This window comes from Rhodoblastus sp. (assembly GCF_052145335.1).
Taxonomy (GTDB): Bacteria; Pseudomonadota; Alphaproteobacteria; order Rhizobiales; family Beijerinckiaceae; genus Rhodoblastus.
Map to the genome: position 1 here is coordinate 20,004 of NZ_JBKQOU010000046.1, position 9,899 is coordinate 29,902.

Annotated in this window: 13 protein-coding genes; 6 read left to right on the forward strand and 7 right to left on the reverse strand. The window is 61.3% G+C overall.

The window, feature by feature from the left end:
• Window position 1 precedes the first annotated feature (1 nt).
• The 3 genes from ACLP2E_RS03180 to ACLP2E_RS03190 are packed head-to-tail and all read left to right on the forward strand — an operon-like array spanning window position 2 to window position 2,298.
• Window positions 2–886 carry a quinoprotein dehydrogenase-associated putative ABC transporter substrate-binding protein gene (locus tag ACLP2E_RS03180; protein WP_442460930.1) on the forward strand — a complete coding sequence of 295 codons (885 nt, stop codon included), beginning with the start codon at window positions 2–4 and terminating at the stop codon, window positions 884–886.
• The gene (locus tag ACLP2E_RS03185) at window positions 883–1,425 is read left to right on the forward strand and encodes a PQQ-dependent catabolism-associated CXXCW motif protein (protein ID WP_442465124.1); all 543 of its coding nucleotides are present in this window, start codon (window positions 883–885) and stop codon (window positions 1,423–1,425) included. Before ACLP2E_RS03180 ends, ACLP2E_RS03185 begins: the two co-directional genes overlap by 4 nt.
• 45 nt (window positions 1,426–1,470) lie before the next feature.
• Window positions 1,471–2,298: a quinoprotein dehydrogenase-associated SoxYZ-like carrier gene (locus ACLP2E_RS03190; protein ID WP_442460932.1), complete on the forward strand. Its 828-nt coding sequence runs from the start codon at window positions 1,471–1,473 to the stop codon at window positions 2,296–2,298.
• 38 nt (window positions 2,299–2,336) lie between these two features.
• Here ACLP2E_RS03190 and ACLP2E_RS03195 read toward each other — a convergent pair whose 3' ends face one another.
• The 7 genes from ACLP2E_RS03195 to ACLP2E_RS03225 form a co-directional block, all read right to left on the reverse strand.
• Window positions 2,337–2,747 (reverse strand): hypothetical protein, encoded by a 411-nt coding sequence (locus ACLP2E_RS03195; protein ID WP_442465125.1) that lies wholly within the window; start codon window positions 2,745–2,747, stop codon window positions 2,337–2,339.
• Window positions 2,728–3,417, reverse strand: coding sequence for a hypothetical protein (locus tag ACLP2E_RS03200; RefSeq protein ID WP_442465126.1), 690 nt, complete (start codon window positions 3,415–3,417; stop codon window positions 2,728–2,730). The genes ACLP2E_RS03195 and ACLP2E_RS03200 overlap by 20 nt, the downstream gene beginning before the upstream one ends.
• A gap of 97 nt (window positions 3,418–3,514) precedes the next feature.
• Window positions 3,515–4,219 carry a response regulator transcription factor gene (locus tag ACLP2E_RS03205; RefSeq protein WP_442460935.1) on the reverse strand — a complete coding sequence of 235 codons (705 nt, stop codon included), beginning with the start codon at window positions 4,217–4,219 and terminating at the stop codon, window positions 3,515–3,517.
• Between the two features lie 232 nt (window positions 4,220–4,451).
• Window positions 4,452–5,081 carry a hypothetical protein gene (locus ACLP2E_RS03210; RefSeq protein ID WP_442465127.1) on the reverse strand — a complete coding sequence of 210 codons (630 nt, stop codon included), beginning with the start codon at window positions 5,079–5,081 and terminating at the stop codon, window positions 4,452–4,454.
• Between the two features lie 8 nt (window positions 5,082–5,089).
• Window positions 5,090–6,055 (reverse strand): PQQ-dependent catabolism-associated beta-propeller protein, encoded by a 966-nt coding sequence (locus tag ACLP2E_RS03215; protein WP_442460937.1) that lies wholly within the window; start codon window positions 6,053–6,055, stop codon window positions 5,090–5,092.
• Window positions 6,052–7,215, reverse strand: a complete 1,164-nt coding sequence (locus ACLP2E_RS03220; RefSeq protein WP_442465128.1) for an ABC transporter substrate-binding protein — start codon at window positions 7,213–7,215, stop codon at window positions 6,052–6,054. The genes ACLP2E_RS03215 and ACLP2E_RS03220 overlap by 4 nt, the downstream gene beginning before the upstream one ends.
• A gap of 125 nt (window positions 7,216–7,340) precedes the next feature.
• The gene (locus ACLP2E_RS03225) at window positions 7,341–7,670 is read right to left on the reverse strand and encodes a hypothetical protein (RefSeq protein ID WP_442465129.1); all 330 of its coding nucleotides are present in this window, start codon (window positions 7,668–7,670) and stop codon (window positions 7,341–7,343) included.
• On the opposite strand from ACLP2E_RS03225, the gene gfa reads away from it, so the two are divergent.
• The 3 genes from gfa to ACLP2E_RS03240 all read left to right on the forward strand — a co-directional run bounded on the left by gfa (window position 7,660) and on the right by ACLP2E_RS03240 (window position 9,871).
• Window positions 7,660–8,232: an S-(hydroxymethyl)glutathione synthase gene (gfa, locus tag ACLP2E_RS03230; protein ID WP_442465130.1), complete on the forward strand. Its 573-nt coding sequence runs from the start codon at window positions 7,660–7,662 to the stop codon at window positions 8,230–8,232. The two genes, ACLP2E_RS03225 and gfa, sit on opposite strands and share 11 nt — an antisense overlap.
• 122 nt (window positions 8,233–8,354) lie before the next feature.
• Window positions 8,355–9,188 carry an S-formylglutathione hydrolase gene (gene fghA / locus ACLP2E_RS03235; RefSeq protein WP_442465131.1) on the forward strand — a complete coding sequence of 278 codons (834 nt, stop codon included), beginning with the start codon at window positions 8,355–8,357 and terminating at the stop codon, window positions 9,186–9,188.
• Window positions 9,189–9,307: 119 nt separating this feature from the next.
• The gene (locus ACLP2E_RS03240; RefSeq protein WP_442460941.1) at window positions 9,308–9,871 is read left to right on the forward strand and encodes an SRPBCC family protein; all 564 of its coding nucleotides are present in this window, start codon (window positions 9,308–9,310) and stop codon (window positions 9,869–9,871) included.
• Window positions 9,872–9,899 lie beyond the last annotated feature (28 nt).

Genomic DNA, 9,899 nt, shown 5'->3' on the forward strand with positions numbered 1-9,899 from the left:
GATGCCTCGCCTGACCAGCCTGGCGCTGCTTGCAGTGGCGGCGCTGCTTTCCGGAGGCGCGATCGCGCAGACAAGGCCGGACCTTGTCTCGCGCGATCGTTTGCGCGTCTGCGCCGCTCCCGCCGACCTGCCTTTTTCCAACCGGGCGAAACAGGGGTTTGAAAACAAGATCGCCGAAATTGTCGCCGATGAACTGAAGCTGCCGCTGCATTATTACTGGATGCCGCAGGGCCCCGGCTTCGTCCGCGCCACGCTCGGCGAGGATATGTGCGACCTGATTATCGGCTATGCGGCTGACGCCGATATTGTCGATCATTCCAACCCCTATTACGCCTCGACCTATGTGCTGGTGTCGCGCGCTGGTTCGGGACTGGACAAGGTCGAGAGCCTGGACGACCCGCGACTGGCCGAAGTCAAGCTCGGCGTCATCGCCGCCACGCCGCCCGCCGATCATTTGTTGCGCCTCGGCCTGGTCGCCAAGGCGCGCACCTACGCCTTGCTGGTGGACCGCCGCTACGCCTCGCCGGCGGAAGAAGCGCTGCACGATCTCGAAACCGGCGTCATCGACGCAGCGATTCTCTGGGGGCCGATCGGCGGCTATTTCGCCAAAAAGTCGGAAACGCCGCTGAGCGTAGCGCCGTTGAAATCCGCGACGCGTCCGGCGTTGGCCTTCCGCATCGCCTTCGGATTGCGGCGCAACGAGCTGGAATGGAAACACCAGCTCAACGACGTTCTGCGCAAGCGCAAGGCCGATATCGAAAACGTTCTGCACGATTATGGCGTTCCGCTGGTTCCGATCGAGGCGGCGGCGCTGGCGCCGGCCCAGGACCAGGGCGAGGAAGACCGGCGCAAGGACGACCGGCGCAAGGAAAGAGACAACGAATGACCGTGCTGGCGCGCCTCGGCCTCGCCGTGGTCTTCCTGACCGGTTGCGTCGCTGCGGCCAGCGCCGCGCCCGCGGAGCCCGATGGTTATCGGCTCGACGATTACCAGGCGCCGGTTCCCGAGACTTTGCGCGGCCAGCCGGCGTTGAAAGTCGCCCGGGCCCGCGCGCTTTTCGAGGAAAGCGTTTTGTTCCTCGACGTACTGCCCCATGCGCCCCGCCCCGAGGGTCTGGCGCCGGGCGCGGTCTGGCTGGACAAGCCGCACGTCAGCATCAAGGGCGCGCATTGGCTGCCGGAAGTTGGACGTGGCGAAATCTCCGCCGAAACCGAAAGCTATTTCAAGCGCGCGCTGACGCGGTTGACCGGCGGCGATCTGTCGCGCCCAATGGTGTTTTTCTGCAAGCGCGCCTGCTGGATGTCGTGGAATGCGGCGAAGCGGGCGCAATCCTATGGCTACACCCATGTGTTGTGGTTTGCCGACGGCATTGAAGGCTGGCGCGAAGCCGAAGCGCCGACGGAAACCGTGACGCCCGATCCGTAGTTTTACCATTTTCGCAGCCTATGCGCGCTGCTCGAGGAGGCCGCCGTGCCAACCCGTCGCCTGCTGTTGCAATCCGCCCTGATGGCGGCCTTGCTGTCCGCCATTTTCGCGCCCTTGGGCGCCCGCTCCCAGACCGCCGAAAGCCAAGACAATGGAGACGACACCTGGAAAGGCCTGAAACCGATGTTTTTCGGCGACAGGATGATCGACGAGGCGCCGGGCTATGTGACGCTCGACGCGCCGGGCCGCGCCGAGGACGCCGCCCTTGTCCCGGTGGCGCTGAAATTTCCGCCGCGCGACAAGGGGGACCGCGTGGTCGCGGCGACGGTGATCGTCGATGAAAATCCCTCGCCGCTGGCCACGACCATGAAGCGCGGACGCATCGACCAGGGCGAATTCGATTTTTCATTGCGGCTGCGGGTCAATTCCTATTCCTATGTGCGCGTCGTCGCGGAGACCGAGAGCGGCGGGCTGCACATGGTCAAAGCCTACGTCAAGGCCGCCGGCGGCTGTTCCGCGCCGGCCTCGAAAGACCCGGAGGAAGCGCGGGTCAACGTCGGCAAGATGCGCTTCCGCTCTTTCGCCGCGCAAAACATGGCCGAGGCGCAGGCGATGATCCGCCATCCCAACTATTCCGGAATGCAAATGGACCAGATCACCCGCATGTACACGCCCGCCTGGTATGTGACCTCGGTGCGGGTGTTGCAGGGCGAGGAAGAGCTTTTTTCCATGGAAAACGGCATTTCGCTGAGCGAGGACCCTACCATCCGCTTCAGCTATGCCGCAAACGGAAAGCCCGTGCGCATAGAGGCGAGGGATTCGCGCGGCGGCGAATTTTCGCAGAGCTTTGCCTCGGATGGCGGCGTGCTGTAGGCGCGCGACGATGAGCGCTCAATCGCCTCGCGCCAGCATCAATTGAAGCACCGGATCTCGCCCTCCGCCTGAGCTCGGCGCAAGTCGGCGACCGGCTCCTCGAAATTGGCGGCGCGAAACATCGTCGCCTGCCTGCCAACCCCCTGGCGCATCGTCAAAATCGTCTCGGCCTCAACGTAGCGGTCATAGGGCAGGATCGAGGCCACCACATCCACCGAACAGGAGCATTTGCGCAAAATCTCGGCGGTCTGGCCATTGGCCGCCATGCAGGCGAACACGTAATCCGCGCGGGCCTCGGTGGGAAAATCATTGGCGGGGGCCTGCGCCGCCGCTCCCAGCGGCGCAACAAGCAGCGCCAGAAACGCCAATGCGGCCTTATGCCAGGGGGCGGACGGGCTATGGCTTCCGGCGAGCCGGAAGCAAAGGGCTTTAGGGCTTTTTGCCAGCATAGCGGACGGTCTCCTCGAACAGCACGGCCCCCGAAGGGTCGCGCGCTGCAATGTCGATTTCATAGATCTCGCCTGGGGCGGCCGCCGAGACGCGGAAGCGATAGGTCAGGGTGTCCAGCCCGTGCATGCGCGCCTTGTTGGGATCGTTGACGAAGGGCGCGACCTCGACCTTCCACGCCGGGGCGGCGGCGTCGAAGCCATCGGCGTGGTCAGGGCTGGCCTTGGCGTTGCGTAGCGCCATGCGGATCGCGGTCTTCATATAGCGTGGATTGGACTGGAAAATACTGGCGAGTCGCTGGAGATTTTCCTCCAGCACCAGGCTGAGCAGCGGATTGCCGCTGATGTCGTCGAAAGGCCCCGCGGCCCGGCGCCGTTCGGCGGAGAACAATTCCACATCGACCCGCTTTTTGTCCGGCGCGTCGCCCTTGTCGATGGTCAGCGCGATCTTGTCGTCGAAGGACGGGCCGAAAATCTTCTCGTCCGCCGAATGGAAACTGTAACTGTAATTGAGGTTGTCGCCGAGTTTGAGCGCCTGCAATTGCGGGCGCTCAAACAGGATGTCGGCGGCGTCGGGTTGCGGTTCCTGGGCGCCGGAGGCGGCGCCGGCCAGCAGCGCCAGACCAAAGGCGGTCGCGCCAAAAGCACACGAGAGCGGGCGGAAAGTACGCATGTTTGATCCTTGCTCCGCCGCGGCGGCGGCGAACGTCACGGGGTCAAAAATCGTCCGCGTGCGAAACTGGACGAAAGGATGAAAAAAACGCGGCGCTTCAGCGCGCCGCGCACTTGTATCCGCCCATGTCGAGCATGAAGCCACGCCCGCGCACGGTGCCGATGAAAGGCCCGCCGACGCGGGTGATTTCGGCAAACTTGGTGCGCAGATAGCCCAGATAAACGTCAACGACGTTAACCGAGGTGCAGCCCTGGTCGCCCCAGAGCCGATCGTAGATATCGCCGCGGCGCACCGGGTGATTGGCGTTCTCCATGAGGATGCCAAGCAGTTCGGATTCGCGCTGGGTCAGGCGGATATGGGCCTTGCCGAAATGCGCCTGACGTGTGTGCATGTCGAGCACCAATTGCCCGACCTTGCGGCGTTCGCGGGAATCGTCGGAAATCGAACGATGCAGCAGATGCGCCCGCAGCCGTTCGATCAATTCCTCGAAGGCGAATGGCTTGGCGATATAATCGTCGGCCCCCGCCATCAGGCCGTTGGCGCGATCCGCCGGATCGTGCCGGTCGCTGAGAAACAGGATAGGCTCGGTTCGGCCGTTGCGCCGCATGGCGCGACAGGCTTCAAGATCGCTGGCGCCGGCCGACGATGTGTCAAAAAGCACAGCGCAAGGATTGAGCGCTCTTGTGGTTTCAACGGGATCTTCGGCTTCCTCAACGAAAGTGACGTCGAACCCTTCCGCCTTCAATCCTTCAGCTAACACTATATTGGCGGTTTGCTCACTGCCTACGATCAGAACATTCATGTGATCATGCCCTGTATTGCGTTTCCCTGCCGCCTGCCTTTTTGAGTCTGACGCTCAGCAGGTCGACGTCGTAGAGTAGTTTCTCTAAAACGTGACCACAAGAAAATAAATTTCTTTCGATCCGCGAACCGCTGGAAAACTTATTATTTTTAACTTAGCCAAGGCTGAGGAGGCCTGCCGCGCACCATCCAAAAGCGACAAAACCTTGGATTACAGGCATTTTGCGGCGCATTCACAGCCGCCGCTGCAGAGCTTGAGCGATGGCGAAGGCGCGTTTCTCAAGTAAAACCGGCGTTTCGCAGACATAAGTCAAGGCGCGGGCGCGATCGTCGAAAATCCTTTTGTCCCATTTCAATTCGGGATGCGCCTTTTCCAGTTCGTCGGGCGCGATCGGCTCCGCGTTTTCCTGTGCGTCGCTGACCTTGTCGGCTTCCTCGCGCACTTTCGCCGCCAAAATCTTCTGCCCGCGCGCATAGCGCAAAATGCCGGAGATCACCTTGTCGCGCTCATTGTTGATCAACTCCAGCGTACTGTCAAAAACGCGGGTCAGCCGTTTGTCCTTGTCGGCGCCGGCCTCGTTGGCGAAATTGTCGATCAAGGTCTCTGCCTCGTCCATAGGCGTGCGCCGCGACGCCAGCTTACGGGCGAGCGAGGCCACGGCGGCCTCGTCTTCCGAGCGACTTTCGGGGCTGTCGGGACCGGACCAGACGGCCGCGCGGCTGATGGCGCCCGTGCGCCTTTGCGCGCAGGGCCAATCGTCGTCGGCCGGTGGGGGACCGCCCGCCAAAGCCGGGGCGGCGAAAGCGCAAAAAACGAAAAAGGCGCAAAAAACGCATAGGGGAAAGGGCGCGATTTGGCGCATGGCGAGCCTCAATTGGGCGAAACGGCGACGCCGAGAGGCGCCGCGCCGACGGGGAAGGATTTGATCACCCTCAACGCCGGGACGTCGATGACGGAAACGTCGTTGGAATTGCCGTTGGCGGTGAACAGATATTTTTCATCCGGGGTCAAAGCCAGATGCCAGACGCGCTGGCCGACCAGCAGATATTTGCGCACTTCAAACGTCTGGGCGTCAACCACGGCGACACGATTAGCCGGCCCCAGCGCGATGAAAGCAGTCTTGCCATCGGCGGTGAGGCGAACGCCCACGGGCTGAATCTCCTCGGCCGTCAGCCCAGGCACGTCGAAGCGGATTTTCTTGAGGATCTTGTGGCTCTGAGCGTCGATGACGGCGACGCTGCCGCCGACCTCCGAACTTACCCAGAGCTTTGAACCGTCGCGGCTGAAAATGGCGTAGCGAGGGCGCTTGTCGACCAGCACATTGTCGATGGGCTTGAAAGTGCGGGCGTCGATGAAATGCGCCATATTGGTGGTTTCCGACGTATTGACCAGAACCGCGCCATCGGGGCTCAGCGCCATGCCTTCCGGCTCGATGCCGACCGGCACACGCGCGATAATCTGATTCTTCTCGACATCGACGATGGTGACTTCGGAACTGTCCTCATTGGAAATATAAAGCAGGTTGCCGGCGGCGTTGAGCGCAAATTGTTCGGGATCGGGGCCGGACTGCAATGTGCGCAGCAATTTCATTGTCGCCGTCTCGAACACCTGGACGCCATCGTCGTCGCTGGCGCAAACATACAGTAACTTGCCATCGGGACTGACCAGGACGCCGCGCGGCCGTCGGCCGGCCTTGACGGTCTGGACCACGCTCAATGTGTTGCTGTCGATCACCGTGATGTTGTTCGATTTTTCGTTGGTGACATAAACTTTGTAAGCGCTCGCCGGGCTCGCGGCGAGGCAGAGGATCAAAAAAGCGAAGCGGGCCGGTTTCATCGCGTTTCCTGTTTCGCCTTGCAGGCGCTTTCGCTTTCATCGACGCCCAAAGTGTCCAGCGTGCTGCGCTGGTGGAGGAATCCCGGCTGAGGCGCCATGCCGATCAGCGATTTCGGCTGCGCCAACAGTATCGCCTGCCGCAATTGCCGGTCCCAGGGGCGGAAACTGGCCGGAGCGCCCTTGAAAATCGCCAGATTGAAATCGGGACTTTGCAGAAAGGCGGAAATTTTTTGCGGATCGGCGGCGCGGGTTGCGGTCGCGGCCTCGCCAATGGCGCGCGTCGCCACCCAAGCCTGATAATCCACCGGCCGCATCCTCCGATTGCTCATGCGCACGAAGCGATTTTGCAGTTGCTCGGCGCCCCAGGCGGTGTGGGTCGGGTGCCAGGAGGTCGGCGTGAGCCCCTGTGTGCCCGCGGTAAGCTTAGGCTCCGAGGTGCGATAAAGGATATAATCGCCGAAATCGTCCGCCTCGTCGGCAACCACGATAATATCAGCGTCAATTCCACGTGAAAAAGTCAGGGCGTCGGCTTCGGTCACCGCATCGGAGCGGGCGCGGGCCAGCGGCCCGTACGTCCAGGGCTTTTCCGCCACGATCCTGAGGCCGAATTTCTTGGCCGAGGCGCGGATTGCTTCGGCGAAAAGGGCGTCGCCGGCGCCGGGACCGGAAACCAGCAGGATTTTCGACCACCTCCGCACAACCAGAAATTGCGCCAGCGCGTCGGCGAGCATGGCGCGGCTTGGCGCGGTATGGAACAAGTTGGCGCGGCAATCGACGCCGCGTAAGCGATCGTCGGGCGCTTCGGCGTTGAACACCAGCCCGCCCACGGGCCGCACCGCATCGGCAAGCGCCAAGGCCTCGTCCGCCGGCAGGGCGACGACAAACAGCCGCACACCCTTGTCGAGCAACGCCTTGACGGCTTCGACCGGATTGTCGTCCTCGCCCAGTTCGACGTCGGTCAGCGTAAAATTCTGGCCGAGAAAGCCGCCGGTGGTGGCGTTTTCCTGAACAGCGAGCCTGGCGCCGGCAAAACCTTCGCCGGGCGGCGGCGGGTCAATGACAAAGGGCGGCGACGGCGGACGCGAATGAGCGACAAAGACGATGTCGATTTGCAGCTTTTCATCCAACGGGGCGGCGCCAGCGGGCCCGGCGATCAGCATCCCGGCTATTGCCGCAACGCAGCATAGACGCCGCCGCAATAAAAAAAAACCAAGCATTCCATCGATCATGGTCACAATTTTTCCGATTATTTCTAAGATGTCAATGTGAAAATCATAAGAGAGAACTAAGACGATCCCGATGCCATAGCTGGAACGGCTGTGCCATAATCATCAAGCGACCCTTTCTCGGCAAGACGTTGATGTTTTAACGAAAGGCTTCGTTGAAATGGTGGTTTTATATTGGCCTTTGCTTTCCATAAGCGCGAGCCGAGGATACAAACGGCAAGAAAAAGTGGACACTGCCCTTTTGTGGAGAAACGCAAAAGACCAAAACTGGAGACTTCGGCGATGCTGAGCCATCTGAAGAAACTCTGGACCAAAGCATCCGGATCCGGGACCGATCCGGAAAGCCCTAACGCCTCAATAAAGCCCAAGGAGAAAGCCATGGCGCTCAAACTTCACCCCTCGATTGATAATGGAATAAAGAAGGGGAATTCCAGTTTCGCTGGCGGGGTGTTGACCTGCAAATGCACGAATAATCCGGTGAAAGTACAGATCACCGGCAATACCGCGCATAACCACGCCTGCGGCTGCACCAAATGCTGGAAACCGGAGGGCGCGGTGTTTTCCGTGGTCGCGGTTGTGCCTCGGGATAGTCTCAAGGTGATCGCCGGCGCCGAAAAACTGCACATCGTCGATCCCTCGGCGACAATCCAGCGGCACGCCTGCAAGGATTGCGGCGTGCATATGTATGGCCGCATCGAAAACACCGGCCATCCGTTCTATGGACTGGACTTCGTCCATACCGAATTGTCGAGTGAAGACGGCTGGCAGGAGCCGCAATTCGCCGCCTTCGTTTCCTCGATCATCGAATCCGGCTTCCCTCCGGCGAAGATGGGCGAAGTGCGCGCCCAGCTGAAGTCGATCGGCCTCGAGCCCTACGACGCCTTGTCGCCGCCGCTGATGGACGCCATCGCCACGCATATCGCCAAGGCCAACGGCAAGCTGGCGGCTTGATTTCTCGAGCCGGGATTTGTTCTCCCGAGCGAAAACGGGCGTCGGCGCTAACGCCGGCGCTCTTTCTTGTTCACTCCCGTCTGGGCGCGTCAACCGCCCCAATAGCAATGCCGGAGCCTGGAATGGAAACCGTATCGACCGCCAAATCCCATGAGGGCCTGCAGGGCGTCTATCGCCACGTGTCGGGCGAAACCAAGACCCCCATGACCTTTTCGGTCTTCGTTCCGCCGCAGGCCGCAAAGGGCAAGGTTCCGGTGCTCTGGTATTTCTCCGGCCTGACCTGCACCCATGCCAATGTCACGGAAAAAGGCGAATTCCGCGCCGCCGCGGCGCAACATGGGGTGATGATCGTTTGTCCCGACACATCGCCGCGCGGCGCCGATGTGCCAGACGAGCCCGACAATTGGCAATTCGGCTCCGGCGCCGGCTTTTATCTCGACGCCACCCAGGCGCCCTATGACCAAAATTATCGGATGTATTCCTATGTCTCCAAGGAGCTGCCGGAGCTGATCGCGGAGCAATTTCCCGCCGCCGACCTGTCGCGGCAGGGCCTGTTCGGCCATTCCATGGGCGGCCATGGCGCGCTGACGCTGGCGCTCAAACATCCCGAGCGGTACAAGAGTTGTTCGGCGTTCGCCCCAATCGTCCAGCCCTCGACCAGCGACTGGTCGGCGCCCGCGTTAAACAAATTTCTGGGGCCGGACGAAAGCGCCTGGCGCGATTACGACGCCACTTTGCTGATCGCCGACGGCAAGAAATTCAAGGAGTTTCTGGTCGATCAGGGCGGCTCTGACCCCTTCCTGCAAAAGGGCCTGAAGCCCTGGCTGCTCGAGGAAGCCTGCCAGGCCGCCGGCATACCGCTCACGCTCAACATGCGCGAGGGCTATGACCATTCCTATTATTTCATCTCCAGCTTCATGGCCGACCACATCGCCTGGCACGCGGCGCGGCTGTAAAGAGCTTCACGCCCCGGGGCGATGGCTTGTTAACCGACAAACGTCTTCCCGTCGCGCGCGCCTTCTGACATGATCCCGGCAAGCCGAAAGAATACGGCTGGAATGACGGAGGAATCGCAATGAAATTTCTGACTCTGGCCGCGACTGCTTTGTGCGCGGCGCTTGCGACCCCGGCGCTGGCGCATGGGCCGACCCGGCAAAAGCTGGTCGAGACGGTGGAGATCGACAAGCCCGTGGACAAGGTCTGGGCCGTGGTCGGGAATTTCGACGCCCTCGCCAAATGGCACCCCCTCGTCGCTTCCAGCCCCGCCAGCAAGGGCAATGAAGTCAACAAGGACGATGAAAAAGAAAATTCGACCCGCATCGTGACGCTCAAGGCGCCGGGCGATCCGAGCTTCACCGAGGTGCTGCTGAAATATGACGCGTCCGGCCACAGCTATAAATATGCAATCCCCAAGGTCGATCCCAAAATCCTGCCGGTGAATGATTACACCTCAACCATCACCGTGCTCGACAATGGCAAGGGCGGCTCGACCGTGGAATGGAAAGGCGCATTTTACCGCGGCTACATGCTCAACGACCCGCCGCCCGAATTGAACGATGAAAGCTCGGTCGCCGCGGTGAAGGGCGTTTATCGCGCCGGTCTCGACAATTTGAAGAAGATCGTAGAAGCCGCGCCGTGATTTTACGGCGATGGGATGCGTCAACCGC